Origin of the sequence: uncultured Lamprocystis sp. (assembly GCF_903933125.1) — a bacterium.
In the GTDB taxonomy this organism is placed as follows: Bacteria; Pseudomonadota; Gammaproteobacteria; order Chromatiales; family Chromatiaceae; genus Thiodictyon.
The window spans coordinates 1-18057 of record NZ_CAIZIZ010000074.1 but is presented as its reverse complement, the minus strand read 5'-3'; the positions used below and the strand labels follow the sequence as shown (position 1 = coordinate 18057).

Annotated in this window: 12 protein-coding genes; 9 read left to right on the top strand and 3 right to left on the bottom strand. The window is 65.0% G+C overall.

All coding sequences use genetic code 11. The annotated features are described in order from the left end of the window. From QZY03_RS03170 to QZY03_RS03140, 7 genes are all read left to right on the top strand, one after another. The coding region (locus QZY03_RS03170) for a Gfo/Idh/MocA family oxidoreductase (protein ID WP_295578245.1) at positions 1-1133 on the top strand (1133 nt) is incomplete at its 5' end. 165 nt (positions 1134-1298) lie between these two features. Continuing rightward, entirely contained in the window at positions 1299-2534 is a 1236-nt protein-coding gene (locus tag QZY03_RS03165; protein WP_295578242.1) for a glycosyltransferase family 4 protein, read from the top strand. Beyond that, positions 2534-4267, top strand: coding sequence for an alginate lyase family protein (locus tag QZY03_RS03160; protein ID WP_295578239.1), 1734 nt, complete (start codon positions 2534-2536; stop codon positions 4265-4267). The genes QZY03_RS03165 and QZY03_RS03160 overlap by 1 nt, the downstream gene beginning before the upstream one ends. Before the next feature lie 112 nt (positions 4268-4379). Then, positions 4380-5489: a non-hydrolyzing UDP-N-acetylglucosamine 2-epimerase gene (gene wecB / locus QZY03_RS03155; protein WP_295578237.1), complete on the top strand. Its 1110-nt coding sequence runs from the start codon at positions 4380-4382 to the stop codon at positions 5487-5489. 531 nt (positions 5490-6020) lie between these two features. Further along, positions 6021-7049, top strand: a complete 1029-nt coding sequence (locus tag QZY03_RS03150; protein ID WP_295578234.1) for an amino acid ABC transporter substrate-binding protein — start codon at positions 6021-6023, stop codon at positions 7047-7049. Between the two features lie 96 nt (positions 7050-7145). After that, on the top strand, positions 7146-8387 hold the full coding sequence (locus tag QZY03_RS03145; RefSeq protein WP_295578232.1) for a DUF1015 family protein: 1242 nt from the start codon (positions 7146-7148) through the stop codon (positions 8385-8387). A gap of 49 nt (positions 8388-8436) precedes the next feature. After that, complete coding sequence (locus QZY03_RS03140) at positions 8437-10680, top strand: bifunctional (p)ppGpp synthetase/guanosine-3',5'-bis(diphosphate) 3'-pyrophosphohydrolase (protein WP_295578230.1); 2244 nt, start codon at positions 8437-8439, stop codon at positions 10678-10680. A gap of 331 nt (positions 10681-11011) precedes the next feature. Here the strand turns inward: QZY03_RS03140 and QZY03_RS03135 are convergent, their stop codons facing one another. After that, the gene (locus QZY03_RS03135; RefSeq protein ID WP_295578227.1) at positions 11012-11665 is read right to left on the bottom strand and encodes a cytochrome b/b6 domain-containing protein; all 654 of its coding nucleotides are present in this window, start codon (positions 11663-11665) and stop codon (positions 11012-11014) included. Then, entirely contained in the window at positions 11665-13314 is a 1650-nt protein-coding gene (locus QZY03_RS03130) for a tetrathionate reductase family octaheme c-type cytochrome (RefSeq protein ID WP_295578225.1), read from the bottom strand. Before QZY03_RS03130 ends, QZY03_RS03135 begins: the two co-directional genes overlap by 1 nt. A 661-nt stretch (positions 13315-13975) precedes the next feature. Here QZY03_RS03130 and QZY03_RS03125 point away from each other — a divergent pair. Beyond that, complete coding sequence (locus tag QZY03_RS03125; protein ID WP_295578223.1) at positions 13976-14500, top strand: TIGR00645 family protein; 525 nt, start codon at positions 13976-13978, stop codon at positions 14498-14500. A 7-nt stretch (positions 14501-14507) separates the two neighbouring features. Here the strand turns inward: QZY03_RS03125 and QZY03_RS03120 are convergent, their stop codons facing one another. Next, entirely contained in the window at positions 14508-14909 is a 402-nt protein-coding gene (locus QZY03_RS03120; RefSeq protein ID WP_295578221.1) for a PilZ domain-containing protein, read from the bottom strand. Positions 14910-15022: 113 nt separating this feature from the next. On the opposite strand from QZY03_RS03120, the gene QZY03_RS03115 reads away from it, so the two are divergent. Beyond that, the gene (locus QZY03_RS03115) at positions 15023-17638 is read left to right on the top strand and encodes a type IA DNA topoisomerase (RefSeq protein WP_295578220.1); all 2616 of its coding nucleotides are present in this window, start codon (positions 15023-15025) and stop codon (positions 17636-17638) included. The last annotated feature ends 419 nt before the right edge of the window (positions 17639-18057 follow it).

Sequence of the window (18057 nt, the reverse complement as noted above, 5' to 3'; positions counted from 1 at the left end):
CTCCGCGTCCCGCTGGCGGACTGGACGCTGGAGCGTCCGCGCTTGCTCCCACGCTGGAGCGTGGGAGCCAGAGCGGTCAACGGGGCCAGCGGGGGGCGGTGAGCTTTATCGGGTCGGGGAGTTATGCAACCGGGGTGCTGATTCCGGCCTTTAAGGCAGCGGGCGCCCAACTGGTGGCGGTGGCCTCCAGCGGCGGGGTGAGTGGGGTGCATGCGGCGCGCAAGTTCGGCTTCGCGCGCACCACGACGGATACCGAGTCGCTGTTCGCCGATCCGCAAGCGGATGCGCTGGTGATCACGACGCGGCATGACAGCCATGCGCGGCTGGTGTTGCAGGGGTTGGCGGCGGGTAAGGCGGTGTTTGTTGAGAAACCGCTGTGTTTGACTTTGGGTGAGCTGGGAGAGATTGCGGAGGCTGTGTCGCTTTCGGTCCCGCGCTCCGCGTGGGCGTGTGGGGCGGATGCTCCGCGTCCCGGCGGCGGACTGGACGCTGGAGCGTCCGCACCTGCTCCCACGCTGGAGCGTGGGAGCGAGATGAGTGCGCCGATGCTGATGGTGGGTTTTAACCGCCGCTTTGCGCCGCAGGTGGAGAAGATCAAGTCGCTGTTGGCAGGGGTGACGGGGCCTAAGGCGTTGGTGATGACGGTGAACGCGGGGGCTATTCCGCCCGAGCACTGGACCCAGGATCCGGTGGCCGGCGGCGGGCGCATCGTCGGCGAGGCGTGCCATTTCATTGATCTGCTAATGTTTCTGGCCGGAGCCTCGATTGTGCGGACACAGGTGTTGACGATGGACTCGATCAGCGGGGATTCGGTGAGCATCCAGCTCGGTTTCGCGGACGGCTCGCTCGGTACCGTTCACTATCTGGCGAACGGCAGCAAGGCGTTCCCCAAGGAACGGCTGGAGGTCTTTGCCGCCGGGCGGGTGCTGCAACTGGATAATTTCCGCCGACTGACCGGTTTCGGCTGGCCGGGCTTCAAGAGGCTGAACCTGTGGCGTCAGGACAAGGGCCAGCGCGCTTGTGCCGCGGCCTTTGTGCAGGCCCTGCGCAACGGCAGCCCGTCGCCGATTCCGCCGGAGGAGATCCTGGAGGTGAGCCGGGTGGCGATCGAGGTCGCGAGTCGCGGGGAGTGAACGCGACCTTGTCATTATTTATCCCGCTCCTGTTTGCGCACCGATCCCGTCGATCGGGTTAGGTGCGCGCGGCACGGGATAGCGCTGAATAACATGTGGTTGGCGCGCACAGTAACCCGACCTACGACGGTTTGAGTGTGAGAGTCATGGATCCAAGGAGTCGATGTGCGCATTCTGTTCTTGAGTGATAACTTTCCACCGGAGGTCAATGCGCCGGCCTCGCGGACCTTTGAGCATTGCCGGGAGTGGGTGAAGGCGGGCCATGAGGTGACGGTGATCACTACGGCACCGAACTTTCCGAAGGGGGTGGTTTTTCCCGGTTACCGCAACCGTCTTTGGCAACGTGAGACGATGGACGGCATCCGGGTGCTGCGGGTATGGACCTATATCGCCTCTAACTCGGGGTTCGCCAGGCGGACGCTGGATTACCTGTCGTTTATGGTCACCGGCTTTCTGGCCGGGCTGGTGCAGCGGCGGCCGGACGTTATCGTGGGCACCTCGCCGCAGTTCTTTACCAATTGTGCGGCCTGGATGGTGTCGGTATTCCGCTGGCGACCCTTTGTGTTCGAGGTGCGCGATCTCTGGCCGGAGTCGATCAAGACGGTTGGTGCCATGAAGGATTCGGCCGCTCTGCGGCTGATGGAGCGGCTGGAGTTGTTTCTTTACCGCAAGGCGGCGGCGGTGGTCGCCGTTACCGAGTCGTTCAAGCGCAATCTGATTCGCCGTGGCATCGCGAGCGATAGGATTCACGTCGTCACCAATGGTGTTGATCTGACCCGTTTCCAGCCGATGGAACGGGATCCGGCGCTGGTGGCGCGGCTGGACCTGGCCGACCGGTTCGTCGCCGGCTACATCGGCACGCACGGCATGGCGCATGCCTTGGAGACAGTGCTGGAGACGGCGTGCCTGATGCGTGCTTATCCCGCAGGCGCCCAGGTGCGCTTTGTGCTGCTGGGCGACGGCGCCCAGAAAGCCGCGCTGAAGGCGCAGGCGGCTGAGATGGGCCTGGATACGGTCCTGTTCCTGGATACGGTGCCCAAGGCCGAGGTGTTGAGCTATTGGTCCCTGCTGGATGTCTCGATCATCCATCTGCGCAAGGCCGATAATTTTACTCAGGTGATCCCCTCTAAGCTGTTCGAGTGCATGGGCATGGGTATCCCTGTGCTGCACGGGGTGGCCGGTGAATCCGCCGCGATTGTTGCGGGGGAGGATCTGGGTCTGGTATTCGAGCCCGAGAACGCCCAGGCGCTGTGCGACGGCGTGCTGCGTCTGGCCCAGGATCGGACGCTCTACCAGCGCCTGCGGGCCAATTGCCTGGCCGCCGCGCCGCGCTACGAGCGCACGGCTTTGGCTCGCAAGATGTTGGCTGTGCTGGAGCAGGTCGGCAGGCGCGATCAGTGATGGTCAGTCGCTATTGGCACACGTTGCGCTATTTGCGCCCGGTGCAGTTTTACGGTCGGCTGTGGTTCCGGCTCTATCGGCCCAAGTCCAATCGCCGCCCGGCACCGCTGCCGCGCCCGACCACGGGCCAGTGGTGCGCTCCGGCGGCGCGGTCGGTCTCGATGCAGGGGCCGGAGACCTTCCGGTTTCTGAATGAAACCCATCAGGCTGCCGGGCCGGACGCGTGGAACGATCCGGCTCGCGACAAGCTCTGGCTTTACAACCTGCACTATTTCGATGATCTGAATGCGGCCGACGCGGCGACACGGCGGGACTGGCACCTGGCGCTGCTCCAACGCTGGGTGGCCGAGAACCCGCCCGGTATCGGCAACGGGTGGGAGCCTTATCCGACCGCGCTGCGCATCGTCAATTGGATCAAGTGGTCGTTGGCAGGTCATGGGCTCCCGTCCTCGTGCCACCAGAGCCTCGCCGTCCAGGCCCGTTGGTTGAGCCGACGTCTGGAATATCACCTGCTCGGCAACCATTTGTTCGCGAATGCAAAGGCCTTGGTTTTCGCCGGGGCCTTTGGTGTTGGGCCGGAAGCGGACGACTGGCTGGCGCTGGGTAGCCGCCTGCTGCGGCGCGAGTTGGGTGAGCAAGTCCTGCCCGACGGCGGTCACTTTGAGCGCAGCCCCATGTACCACGCCATCCTGCTGGAGGATGTGCTGGATCTGATCAACCTGGCCGGTGCTTATCCGGGAACAGCCGATCCTGAGGCGCTGGGGCGCTATCGGGCCTGCGCAGCGTCCATGACGCACTGGCTACAGGTTCTGTGCCATCCGGACGGTGAGATCGCGTTCTTCAACGATGCGGCCTTTGGGATTGCCCCGAACCTGGCGGAGCTGGTCGACTATGGTCGGCGGTTGGGCCAGGCCGCTCTCGCTCCCAGGCGCCAGCGTGGGAATGTCATGCGGACCTTCCGCGTCACGAGCACAGCCGCCGCCCCACCCAGTCCGGTCTGGCTGCTCGCCTCCGGCTATGTGCGTCTGGCCACCGGTCCCGCGGTCGCGTTGCTGGACGTGGCGCCGATCGGCCCGGATTATCTGCCGGGTCATGCGCATGCGGATACCCTGTCCTTCGAGCTCTCACTGTTCGGCCAGCGGGTGATCGTCAACGGCGGCACCTCTCGCTACGGCAGCAGCCCCGAGCGCTTGGCCGAGCGGGGCACTGCCGCACATAGCACGGTGCAGATCGACAACGCCGATTCCAGTGAGGTCTGGGGCGGCTTCCGCGTCGCCCGCCGGGCCCGACCCTTCGACGTGACCCTGGAACGGGCTCAAGCGCGGTTTTGTCGCTTGCCGGGTCAACTGCCGCTGGAGGAAGCCGTGCAGGTCTTGGCCGCCCACGACGGCTATTGCCGATTGCCGGGTCGGCCGGTCCACCGCCGCACCTGGCGGATGACCGCCAGCCGATGCTACGTGATCGATACCGTCGAGGGCGATTTCCGCTCGGCGATCACCAGGTTTCATCTGCATCCCGCGATCGAAGTCACGATTGATGGCGAGGGTATGCAGGGTTGCCTGCGTCTGTCGGGCGGGCAGGCGGCCCGCTGGCAGGTGTCGGGTGGCGAGCCGCGCATCGTTGCCGATCACTGGCATTCGCAATTCGGTCTGAGCCTACCGTCGCGCTGTTTGGAGGTGGTCCTCTCCGGGAACAGATGCCGGCTGGATCTTGATTGGAGCGAAACGGGCTAACCAAACCGAGCGAAGGCTCGGTTTTTTTGTTTCTGGCGTTCGGAGGCCTAGGGGCAATGTCAAAACGCGATTCCGCTGAAAGAGACTGACGTTTCCTGTGACTGATTTAACTATGCTCATTGACATTATCGCGGGCGCCCGCCCGAATTTCATGAAGATCGCGCCGATCATCCGGGCGCTGCAGGCCCGGGCGGCGGCGGGCGGACCCTTGCGGTACCGTCTGGTGCATACCGGCCAGCACTATGACGCCCGCCTGTCGGGCGATTTTTTTGTCCAGTTGGGCATTCCGGCGCCGGATGTGAATCTGGAGGTGGGGTCGGGTACTCAGGCGGAGCAGACGGCGGCGATCATGATCGGCTATGAGCGGCTGCTGCTGGCGGCGCCGTCCAGGCTGTGTCTGGTGGTGGGGGATGTGACCTCGACCATGGCGTGCGCGATTGCGGCACAGAAGCTGTGCGTGCCGGTGGCGCATGTGGAGGGCGGTATTCGTTCGGGCGACTGGACCATGCCGGAGGAGATCAACCGGATGGTGACGGATGCCATTACCAACTGGTTCTTCACCACCAGCGCCTTTGCCAATGCCAACCTGCGCAAGGCGGGGGTGGGAGAGGAGCGCATTTTCTTTGTCGGCAATACCATGATCGATTCCTTGCTGGCCAACCTGGACCGATTGCAGCCGCCGCCCTTTTGGGATGCGTTGGAATTGCAGCCGGGCGGGTATTTCGTGGTCACCCTGCATCGGCCGGCCAACGTCGACGGCAGCGGCTCCCTGGCGCGGCTGCTGGCGGCGATCGGTGCCGGTACGCGGGGGCTGCCGGTTATTTTTCCGGTGCATCCTCGCACGGCGAAGACCCTGCGCGACCTGGCCGACCTGCCGGCGAACCTGCACCTGGTGGAGCCGCAGTCCTATCTGGAATTCAATTATCTGGTCAAGCACGCCAAGGCGGTGATCACCGACTCCGGGGGCATTACGGAAGAGACCACGGTGTTAGGCGTGCCCTGCATGACTCTGCGCGACAGTACCGAGCGGCCGGAGACGGTGAGCATCGGCACTAATGCGCTGATCGGCACCGACCCCGCCAAGCTGGCGCCGGCGCTTGACCGGCTGTTCGCCGGGGACTGGCAGCGTGGCGCGGTACCGGAGTTGTGGGATGGGCGGGCGGGCGAGCGGATCGTTGCGGAGATCGAGCGCGTGTTGGGGAGCGCGCCTCCCGGACGATGAAGATCCCCCGTGGGAGCGGCCCCCGGCCGCGATGCGATGGCGCGGGGACTTCGGATACCGGCGGCCCGCCGCGGCCCCATCGCGGCCGGAGGCCGCTCCCACGGAGCCCTGGGCGACGCGGACCGATGCGCTACCTGGTTCGCCATTCCTGACGACCTGGACCCAGCGCGTGCAGCAATTCCAAATTTGGGCGGCATCGCGCGACCCCTGGTGGATGCGGCGCGCGTGACCGCCGTGCCGGGTTCCTGACACCGAGCGGCGCGCCTTATCCACCCTACAGCGGAGCCGGTTTCGTAGGGTGGATAAGCGCAGCGCATCCACCATCAGCCTCGCGGTCGGCACGTTATTGGCGGCGGCTACCCAAATTTGGAACTGCTGCAGCGCGTGGGAACCAGAGAACCCCAGCCGTCCATGCTGGTACACTATCGGCCGCAGCGCCATCAGCCCGGTGTGCCTGCGGCGGCCGGCTCAGGCGCCGGGTCCGCGCCCAACGCGTGATTGCCACCCGATCGAATCCCTTGGAGCCTCACCATGCATCAGCCGTCTCGCTGGCTTGCCGCCCTGGTCTTGGTTGTCCTGTCCCTGGGTCTGACCTCCGCGGCCCAGGCGGATACCCTGGCGGATGTGAAGCAGCGCGGGGTGTTGCGTTGCGGGGTCAACGGCGAATTGCCGGGGCTTTCTTACAAGGATGCCAAGGGCGTCTGGAGCGGGCTGGATGTGGATTTCTGCCGGGCGGTGGCCGCGGCGGTGCTCGGTCACAAGGATAAGGTGGAATTGGTGCCGATCTCGACCGCCAACCGGTTCGATGTGCTGAACGAGGGTGAGATCGATCTGCTCTCGCGCAACACGACCTGGAATCTGTCCCGCGATCTCGATCTGGAGATCGTCTTCGTCGCGACGCTCTATTACGACGGCCAGGGCTTTATGGTCGGCCGCGAGACCAATACGCTGAGTGCGCTGGAATTGGGTAAGAAGCCGATCTGCGCCCTGGCGGATACCACCGGGCCGGACGATGTACGCGCCTATTTCAGGCTTCACAGCAAGGATCTGGACCTCAAGGAATTCCCGGATATCAAGGCCGCGACCAAGGCTTACCTGGACGGGACCTGCTACGCGCTGACCGCCGATCACTCCCAGCTCCATGCGGTGCGTGCCGCGCTGGGGAGCGAGAGTGCGCACCGCATCCTGCCCGAGGTGATTTCCAAGGAGCCGCTGGCACCCGCGGTGCGGCGCGATGACGCCCGCTGGTTCGATGTCGTGCGCTGGACCCTGTTTACGCTGATTAACGCGGAAGAGGCCGGCATCGACTCCAAGAATGTCGATCAGGTGCGCGCCCGCGCCCAATCCGCCGACTTGCGCGTGCTGCTCGATGTGGACGGGGCCAGCGGCAAGCTGCTCGGGCTGGATCACGGGTGGAGCTACCGGATCATCGATCAGGTCGGTAATTATGCCGAGGTCTTCGAGCGTAACCTGGGTGAGGGGTCGGCGCTCAAGATGAAGCGCGGCCTGAATGCCTTGTGGTTGAACGGGGGGATCCTGTATGCCCCGCCCGCCCGCTAGGGCAGTCGCGGGCGACCTGCCGGGGCCGCGATCTGCCCGAGCCGGTTGCATTTTTGTGAAACCTGTTTCGCGATGACCAATAGCCGAGTCCCCGTCATGTCGCTGATCAAGCCTTTCGCCGGTTTGCGCCCGGCTCCCGGTCGCGCCATCGAGGTCGCTGCCCCGCCCTATGACGTGATGAACGCCGAGGAGGCGCGTGCGATGGTCGCCGGCCGGCCCTGGAGCTTCCTGCATGTCTCGCGTCCGGAGGTGGACCTGCCGCCGCAGACCGATCCGTACGCGCCGGCGGTCTATGCCAAGGCGCGGGAAAACCTGGACGAGATGCTCGCGGTGGGCGTGCTGGTGCGCGACCCGGCGCCGCGCTATTACTGCTATCGGTTGACCATGGGCCGCCATGTGCAGACCGGTCTGGTCGCCGCCGCCTCGGTGGCGGCCTATGACGCGGAGCGGATCAAGAAGCACGAGTTCACCCGCCCCGTGAAAGAGGATGACCGGGTCCGCCAGATTGACGTGCTCAATGCCCAGACCGGCCCGGTGTTCCTGGTCTATCGGGCCACGTCGACCATCGACAGTGTGCTCGCGCGGGTGAGCGCCGCGCCTCCGGAGGTCGACATCGTCGCCGCCGAGGGGGTGCGCCACGAACTCTGGCCCATCGCCGACCCGGCCGTGATCGACGGGCTGACCGCCGCCTTCGAGGCGCTGGACGCGCTGTACGTGGCGGATGGTCACCACCGTTCGGCCGCGGCCTCGCGGGTGGCCGCGGCGCGCCGCGCCGCCAATCCGCACCACACCGGGGAGGAGTCCTATAATTATTTTCTCTCGGTGATCTTCCCGCATGATCAGATGCAGATTCTGGCTTACAACCGCCTGGTGCGTGATCTGCATGGCTTGACTGCGGACGCCCTGATGGAGCGTCTGGCGGTGCCCTTCGCCGTCGAGGGTGCGGTGGGGCCGGTGCATCCGGAGTGTCCGGGCGTGTTTGGCATGTATCTGGGCGGTCATTGGTACCGACTCGCGCTGGACCCGGCCCGCATCCCGTATGATGATCCGGTCGGCCGGCTGGACGTCAGTCTGCTGCAGGACAATCTGATCGAACCCGTGCTGGGCATCGTCGATCCCCGGCGCGATGAGCGGATCGACTTCGTCGGCGGCATCCGCGGCCTGGCGCCGCTGCGTGCGCGGGTGGACTCGGGCGAAATGGCCGTCGCCTTCGCGCTGCATCCGACCCGGATGGAGGATCTGATGGCGGTCGCCGACTCCGGTGAGGTGATGCCGCCCAAGTCCACCTGGTTCGAGCCCAAGCTGGCGGATGGGCTGGTCAGTCATGTGTTGGACTGAGGCGGCTTGAGGTGATGGCAAATGGTGGCTGGCAACCGGAGGCTTCCCCATGGTCAAACCCGTCTACAACCTGCCCGCGCCGGACATCGGCGATGATGGTGCGATCCGCCATTGGCTGGACAACCTCGCGTGCAACTACGGAACTGAAGAACTCAAGCTGATCGCCGGGGCTTGCACCGCCCTGACCCGGTGTCGCGGTGATCGCCGCATCGAGACCGGCGAGACCCATGTGCGCCATGTGCTGTCCACCGCGGACATCCTGGCGCGGTTGCGCATGGATCACGAGACCGTGATCGCCGCCCTGCTCAACGGCTGCATGGATCAGGGGGATCTGACCGAGGCTAAGCTCGCCGATCGGTTCGGTCCGGGGATCGCCCGCATGGTCGGTGATCTGGCGCGCATCGGCCAGATCGCCAATGTCGAGTCGATCATCGCGGCCAAGGACCAGCAGGAGCACGAGGAGAACCTGCGGCGCCTGCTGCTCGGCATCGCCGAGGACGTGCGGGTGGTATTGGTGGTACTGGCGGAACGGCTGCACCTGATGCGCGCCATCAAGGATTTGGAGCCCGAGCGGCGCGCCCGGATCAGCCGCGACACCCAGCGCATTTATGCCCCGCTGGCCAACCGGCTGGGCATGTGGCAGGTCAAATGGGAACTGGAAGACCTGGCCCTGCGCTATCTGGAGCCGGCGGAGTATGCGGCCCTGGTCCGCGCCATCGCCGAACGGCGCGAGGAGCGCCAGCAGTACATCCGCGACATCATCGCCACCCTGCAACAGACCTTTGCGGAGGCCGGGATCAAGGGGGAAGTCACCGGCCGGGCGAAACATATCTATAGCATCTGGCGCAAGATGCAGCGCAAGGGCGTCGATCTGGGTGAGATCTTCGATCTGCGCGCCGTCCGCGTGCTGGTGGATACGGTCGCCGACTGCTATGCCGCCCTGGGGCTGGTCCACGGACTCTGGCGGCACATTCCCAAGGAGTTCGACGACTACATCGCCAGCCCCAAGGGCAACCTCTACCAGTCGCTGCACACCGCGGTCATCGGCCCAGGCGACAAGCCGCTGGAGATCCAGATCCGCACCCATGAGATGCACCGCCATGCCGAACTGGGGGTCGCTGCCCATTGGGCCTACAAGGAGGCCAAGAAGGGCCACGATGCGGAGTTTCAACGCCGCATCGTCTGGATGCGCAACTTCCTGGAACTCAAGAGTGAGGGCGAGGACGCCACTGATATCCTGGAGCGCTTCAAGTCCGAGTTCGAGCCGGTCCACATCTATGTGCTTACCCCCCAGGCCAAGGTGATCGAACTGCCGAAGGGCGCCACGCCGCTGGATTTCGCCTATGCGGTGCACTCGGAGATCGGTCACCGCTGCCGCGGCGCCCGGGTCAACGGGCGGATCGTCCCCTTGAGCTATACGCTCAACAGCGGTGAGACGGTCGAGATCCTCACCCAGAAGAACGCGACCCCCAGTCGGGATTGGCTGAGCCCCCACCAGGGATATCTCACCACCGCGCGGGCCCGCAACCGGGTGCGCCAGTGGTTCAAGCAGCAAGACCATGATCTGCACGTGCAGTTGGGGCGCAGCGCACTGGACAAGGAACTGGTGCGCCTGGGCATCGTCGAGAAGCTCCAGATCGATCAACTCGCCGTCCGCAACAATTTCAAGCGCGGCGAGGATGTCCTGGCCGCCCTGGGGCGGGGCGATCTGGCGGTGGGTGTGGTCGCGCGCCAGGTCGGCGAGCCGCGCCTTCAGGACGGTCGGGAGTCGCGGGAGGGCCGGGGGGAGAGCCGTGAACCGGAGGCGCGCACGCGCGCTCCCGCCAAGTCGGGCGCCGGTGCCGGGGACGTCGTGGTCGAGGGAGTGGACGACCTGTTGACGCAGATCGCCAACTGCTGCAAGCCGGTGCCCTATGACGCCATCGTCGGGTTCATCACCCGCGGGCGCGGCGTCACCGTTCACCGGCGGGATTGCTCCAATGTCCGCCACCTCCCGCCGAACGAGGCCGATCGACTGGTGCGGGTGCGCTGGGCGCACCAGCCCGCGGACGCCGCTTATCCGGTCGACATTCTGGTCATCGCGGCGGACCGCAAGGGGCTGCTGCGCGACGTCTCATCGGTCTTTGCCGATGCGGATGTCGACGTGATCGGCGTCAACACCCACTCTGAGCGCACCACCGACACCGCGGCCATGCGGTTCACCGTCGAGGTGCGGGATATGGAGCAACTGGAGCGCCTGCTCGCCAAGCTGGCGCAGACCCCGGATGTGCTGGAAGTGCGGCGGTCTTATTGAGCTTGTAGGGGCGACTTCAGTCGCCCCCAAACTCCGGTCGATCCTTCCCCGGAAATCGTCCAAGGCTTCAGTTTCAGCTTCCGCCGGGACAGGAGCGTCTGTCGTGGGAGCGGCCTCCGGCCGCGACAGGGCTACGCCGGGGTCGTGGCGGGTTCACGATGGTCCTCATCGCGGCCGGAGGCCGCTCCCACGGGGGTGTCCTGGGTGGCTAAGGTGATTTCCGGGAAAAGATATACCAGCATGTAGGGGCGACTTCAGTCGCCCCTAAAACCCCTTGCGGATCTCGCAAGCATGCGCAATTGGGATGCTTATTCCTGGGAATCGCCTAAGCTCAACGGATATGGCTTGGCTCATCGGCGGTCAGGTAAGCCTCTTCCTCGGGTGTCAGATCGACCTCGTCGAAGCCGGTCAGCATCGGGGCCACATGCGCTGCGAACGAATGTCCGATGGTCAGCATGTACACATGGATGACGACGAAGGTCAGGATGGCATAGGCCGTGGCGGTGTGGATCAGGGCGACCCACCCCAGCCCGGCCGCCGCGAAGGGGACGTCGCCCCAGGCGAAGTAGAACAGATAGATCAGCCCCGAGACCCAGATGGCTGGGAACAGCACCAGCTTGAGCGCCAGGTACGCGATGGCTTGAAGCGGGTTGTGCTTGCGCCAATACGCCTTCCGGTAAGGATGGCGCTCGCCCTGGAAGATCCCGTAGGAATAAAAGCGCAGTACCTGGCCCAGCCCCTCCGCGGTGGGCATGTAGTGTTTCCAGTTTCCGGTCGTGAACAACCAGAAGGTGGAGAGAATCCACAGGGCCAGCAGTGCCAGGGCGGCCAGCGTATGCAGGGTCACGGCCGTGTCGAAAGGCATCGATACGTAAAGCCCGTGAATGGCAAACCCGGTGATCAGCATCGTCATGATCAGGGCCATCTGGGTCCAGTGCCAGAAACGCTCGAAAATCGAAAAAATCAGGACGCGGCGCGTGGCCATCAGTGATTCTCCCCCTTGTGGTGTTTGCGAAGCAGGCGGCGCATCAGGCCGTGAGCCAGGATCCCGCCGATCGTGCCCGACACCAGTAGGACGCCGGCCAAATCCAGCCAATAGTTGCGATCCCGTCCAGGCAGATAGACGCCCTCCACCGTGGCCAGACGGCCATTCTGGGAGTGGCACTCGCGACAGGCCAGCGCGTCCTCCTTGGGGGCGACCATGTGGGTGATGGGCCAGAAGGAGGTGGTCTCCACGAAACCGAACTGGCCGGAGTAGGGTAGCCCGAAGTCCTTCATGCCGCGGGCGATCGACTTACCCATGTCGTAGTTGCCCCAGTAGGCCTCGTTGTCGTCACCCCACAGGTGCGTATAGACCAGGGTACCGTTACCGGTATCGAAGGGTAACCAGGTATGCATCCGCTTGAAGGGCCAGATGCGCGAGCGAATGTCGTCGCGACTGCCGTCGAAGGCGTTGATGGCGATGGGCTGAGCGTTGGTATCGAAGCGTGTGTCGATGGTGGTGTAGTGCATCTGGCCGTTGAACCAGGCGTACTCGGGAACGACGTTTTCGGCGTAGGTGAAGTTGCCCTTGATCGACTTGTAGGTGTAGCGCTCCTGGCCGTTGCCCTGGGTGTAGCCGTGCTCATGGTAACCTTCGCCGTCCTTGGTCTTGCCCGCGGTGCGCCAGTCCCAGTCGACCATGGTCGCCACGCCGCCGCGGGCAAAGGCGGGGATGTGGCAGGTCTGACAGGCGACCGAGGCGACATGATGGTTGAGTTTGCGGTGTTCGATCGAGCCGCTCTGGTGAGGGGTGATCCCGTGACAGGATTCACAGGTGGCCACGTCGCGACGCTGACCGGGCTTACCCTGGCCCTCCTGGTCTTTGGCGATGACGTCGTAGCGACTGCCGGCCCAGACATGATTCTTGGTGACATGGCAGGCGGTGCATGCGAAGTTCAGACCCTGGGGCGACATATGCACGTCCAGCGCACGCGATGGGCTCTTGAGCGCGGACGAGAGATCGCCATGCTTGACGTTGTCGCCGCCGCCGCCGTTGAAGTGGCAGGCACCGCAATTGGCGCGCTCCGGCAGGCCCACGCGCTGTGAGATAAAACTCAGATCAATGGCCGGCTTGCCCTCGAACATCACCGAGCAGGCCGCGTTACCGGTGCTGTTGGGTGTCTTGTAATAGGTGCCGGTCTGGTCGTGGCAGACCAGGCAGTCGATGTTGCCTTCGTTGGTGAAATCGAAGCTCTCGTCCTTCCAGCCGTAGCCGGCGTGGCACTGGGCGCACATGCCCTCGTTGCCGCGGGCATTGGTGCAGAAGTTGTTGATCAGGTACTTCTTGCCCAGTTGCTGGTTGGTCACCGGATCCTTGTAGTCCCAGGTCCAGTGAATATTCTTCATGAAGTGCTTGCCGGTCTCGGTATGGCAACTCAGGCACGCCTTGGTGACCTCCGGACCTGAGGCGAATGGCTTCTGCAAAATCTCGAACTTGCGGTGATCGGCGGTGCCGCCGGTCAGGGGGCCGGACACCTGCGGGTTGGTGTCGACCACGGTCGGCGGCGTCGGCCAGTTCGTGCTGGCCTGGGCAGGCGCGAGTGCGACGGACATCAGTGCCAGGCTGAGCAAGATGCCGGGTAGAACATGCATGGTGGTTCCCCTCGTCTTATGGTTCGGAGTCTGTCGACGCGCCCAAGATTACGGGCTCGCGGCGTGCCGGAGCGCCCGGACGATCATGCAACGAATCCGTCACCGATTCACTGATCTTGCGCAAGTATCCGGGGCATACTTGTCTTGCCCGACGATTCATCCGTAGAACGCGGTGCGCGTAGCGGCGTCCGCCTAAGGTGATTTCCGAAGAACTTCGGACCACGCGGGCTCAACCTCCGCTGATTCGGGCGCCGCAACTGGAGGCCGACGCTTTAGCGGGCGGCGGTGCGCCGTCCGGCTGAAGCCTCGACCTCCGGTCTGTTGTGCGGCGCGCCCCAACCGGCAGCGAGGCTGATGGTGGATACGCTGCGCAGCCTCGATCAAGGTTCCGGCCACTTGGGCTCGCCGGGTGCGTAGTCAGGCCATCCTGGCCTGACACCGTCAGGGCTGGAAGCCCTGACTACGCAGACCGCTGGCCGGGATTACGATCAAGGCCCGCTGCGCTTATCCATCCCACAAGACGCTGGCATCGGCCGGGTACGTGTGGGCCACGTTGACGCCCCCCGCCGCACCGGGGAAACTAGCGTCCGTCTTGGCCACCCCGCCGACAGCGCTTGATTGCCGGGCGGGGTGCGCATCGAAACCTCTGGAGTTGCTTACTGTGGAACGTCTGGTCGAACGATTATTGTATGGGAGCCGCTGGCTGCTCGCCCCGATCTATCTGGGGCTCTCGTTGACCCTGTTGGTTCTCGGCGTGAAATTTTTCCAGGAACTCTGGCATCTGCTCAGCCATATCCTGGAGATGTCCGAGGCGAACATGATCCTGGTCGTGCTGGCGATGATCGACTTGAGTCTGGTCGCCAGCCTGGTGGTGATGGTGATGTTCTCGGGCTACGAAAATTTCGTGTCACGGCTGAACGTCGAAGAGGGCGACGACAAGCTGGACTGGCTGGGCAAGCTCGATGCCGGGACGCTGAAGCTGAAGGTGGCCGCGTCCATCGTAGCGATCTCGTCGATTCATCTGTTGCAGGCGTTTGTCAATATTCCGCAGATCCCGAACGATAAATTGATGTGGTACGTGATCATCCATCTGACGTTCGTGGTGTCGGCGGTGATGATGGGGGTGCTGGACAAGATGGCCTTCGCCTCGCATCGCGGGTCCGGCGGGGCAGACGACCAGCACTGACCTGTGATCAGACCGTCAACTCCGCCTGGTGCCGATGGATCCATTCCAGCGCCGCCTCCTCCCCGGACAGCTCCCGGCCGTCGCGGATCCAGATTTCGCGCTTGAACTGTTCGATCTGACAGACCTGCTCCACCACGCGCTGCTGGTTCTGGTCCCGGTCCGCGAAGCGGACTCCGACCTCGAAGCCGTCGGTGATCGGCTGGCACCAGGCGACAATGCCGTCGGTCTCAAAGACTGGTTCCACGATCGGGATCTCGATGTGGATCGCGGCGCCCGCGTCGATGGGTATCGTCGAGATGAAACACAGACCGCCGCGGCTGATGTTGCGCAGGTATTCGCGGTCGCGCACGACATCGCTCAGGCCGATGTCGACTGGACAATCGGTCGGATGACGGAGATAGCGACGCATAATGGCCTCCGGCCGGGTTTGGGTGGTTCGGCTCACGGTTCCCATGGTCCCATGATCGGCGATCGATGGACACTAGCTTATCAATTGTCCGGCAAGTTCTGTCAATCCGTACCATGAGTACCGTCATCATCGCCGAGAAGCCCAGCGTGGCACGGGATATCGCCCGGGTGTTGGGCGCCAACCGCAAGGGCCAGGGGTTTCTGGAGGGCAACGGCTACTGCGTGACCTGGGCGCTGGGGCATCTGGTTCATCTGGCGGAGCCGGACGATTATGGCCCGCTGTGGAAAGGGCGCTGGTCCGCGGGCCAACTGCCGATGATCCCGGAGCACTGGCGGCTGAAGCTCGCGCCCAAGACGGCGGTGCAGTTCAAGATCGTCAAGGGGTTGATCAACGACCCGGCCAATGCGCGTCTGGTGTGTGCCACGGATGCCGGCCGCGAGGGCGAACATATTTTCCGGCTGATCTATGAGCACGCGCATTGCCGCAAGCCGTTTGATCGGCTGTGGGTGTCGAGTCTGACCGATGAGGCGATCCGGGCGGGCTTGCGGTCACTGCGACCCGGCAGCGCCTATGACGATCTGGCGCGCGCGGCGCGGGCTCGGTCGCAGGCCGACTGGCTGATGGGGATGAATCTGACCCGCGCCTACACGGTGCACAACCGGGTGCTGTGCACCATCGGCCGGGTTCAGACCCCGACCTTGGCGATGATCTGCACGCGGGACGCCGAGATCGCGCGCTTTCAGAAAGTCTTTTTCTACGAGTTGGTGGCGCACTTGGCCGAGGGTTTTCGTGCCCGCTACAGCAAGGGCGGGCAGACGCGGATCGACAAGAAAGCGGATGCGGAGCGCCTGCATCAGGCACTGGCGCCCCACCGGACGGGAACGGTGGTTGAACTGGAACAACAGATTCAGCACAACCGCCCGCCGCCGCTCTATGACCTGACGACGCTCCAGCGGGATGCCAACCGGCGGTTCGGGTTCACTGCCGCGCAGGTTCTGGAACTCGCCCAGGCGCTCTATGAGACGCATAAGCTTATCAGCTATCCGCGGACTGAGAGTCGTCATATCGGCGAGGACCTGGTGGATCAACTGCCGGGGATCCTGCAGGGGCTCGACCATCCCCAGGCCCCGGTCGCGCTCGCCCGGCTCCAGGCCGGTCACCGGCTGGGCCGCGCTTATGTGGATCAGACCAAGCTGACCGATCACCACGCCATCCTGCCCACCGGCCGGCGGGTGCCCGCGGGCTTGGACGGTCCGCTGCGGCGGGTCTACGACCTGGTGCAGACGCGGTTCGTCTGTGTCTTTTTGCCCGATCAGGTGGTGGAGGAGACCCGCGTCCGGCTCGATATTGGCGGGGCCGATTTTGTTGCCCGCGGGGCGCGGGTGATGGATCCCGGTTGGACGGTCGCCGCCGGTGCGGGTGCACCGGCCGCGGGGCCGGTCGCCGGATCGGGTCTGGCCACGTCCGGCGAGCAGGGCACCGCGGATGCCGGGGACGCGCCCGCCGAGGATCAGACCCTGCCGCCGCTCACGGTCGGTCAGACGGTGCATGTGGATCGGCTCGAGGTCTGCGAGCGCGAAACCAGCCCGCCCCGACCCTACACCGACGCGACCTTGCTGGCGGCCATGAAGAATGCCGGGCGGACCATCGAGGATCGGGATCTGGCCCAGGCGATGAAGGCATCCGGGCTCGGTACCCCGGCGACCCGCGCCGAAATGATCGAGAAGCTCATCCGTACCGGCTATGTGGAGCGCCAGCGCAAGCTGTTGCGCGCCACCGAGAAGGGCCGGGTGCTGATCGAGCGGGTCGCCCTGCCGCTCAAGAGTCCGGAGTTGACCGCGGCCTGGGAGCAGCAGTTGCGCGAGGTGGAGGAGGGCCGTCGGCCGGTGGCCGCGTTCTATCAGGGGATCGTCGACCTGGTCCGCGACCTGATCCCCAAGGTCTGGGCGGGGCCGGCCTTTAGCCCGGAACAGGTGGCGACGGCGCAGGCGGCCCGAGCCCAGGGCGGGCGGTCGGGCACGGCGGCTCGCGGCGGCCGCAAGTCGGCCCCGCCGCGGGCGGCTGGGCTGGGGTCTTGCCCGCTGTGCAAGCAGGGCGAGATCCAGGAGACCGCCCGGGCCTTCGGGTGCAGTCGCTATCGGGAGGGTTGCACTTTCACGGTGTGGAAGACCATCGCCGGATTGAAACTGAGCAAAGAGCAGGTGCGCCAGTTGGTTGCGGGTACCCGGATCGGCCCGCTCGATGGATTTCAATCCAAGGGCGGCAAAGCCTTCAGCGCCATGCTGCGGCTGGGTGAAGACGGCAAGGTCGCGTTCGAATTTGGACCCGCATCGGCATCGACCCCGGCTGCGGAGCCCCCGGCACCAGCGCAAGCGCCTGCGAGCGGTATCGATGCAGCGGTGCCGGTCCCCGCGGCTGAGGCGCCGGCCCTGATCGGGTTGGCCTGCCCCAAATGCGGTCAGGGTCGGATCATTCAGGGCCACCGGGGCTTCGGTTGCGACCGTTATCGGGCCGGCTGTGACTTCGCGGTGCTGCGCGAGGTCTCCGGCAAGCGGCTGACCGACGTGCAGATCGCCGCTTTGATCCGCGACCGGCGCACGCGTCTGATCAAGGGTTTCAGCGATGATCAAGGCCATCGGTTCGATGCACGGTTGGAACTGGATGACGGGTTCAAGGTTCAGCCGCGGCGAACGGCCACGGAAGACTCTCCCCCGCACCCCGCGACCTGAGGTGCGTGCGTGGCAGCGGCCTCACGCGATGATCGGGAACAAAGGCCCCGACCGCGCATGCCTGTAAGTTCCTAGGGGCGACTGTAGGGGCGACTGTAGGGGCGACTGTAGGGGCGACTTTAGTCGCCCCTTCACGTCGGTTAAGACGATTTCCGAAGAACTTCGTACCACGCGGACTCAACCTCCGGGGATTCGAGCGACGCAACTGGAGGCCGACGCTTTAGCGGGCGGCGGTGCCGCGTCCGGCTGAAGCCTCGACCTCCGGTCTGTTGTGCGCGCGCAGGCCTTGATCATCATTCCGGCCACCCGGTCGTTGGGGCAGCCCGTCGCGGCGGTGGGCCGATCCTACCTTTGGGCCCCCGGCCGCGACGCGGGCCGGCTTGGGTCTGGCCGGATTAATGATCAAGCCCCCTTTTCCG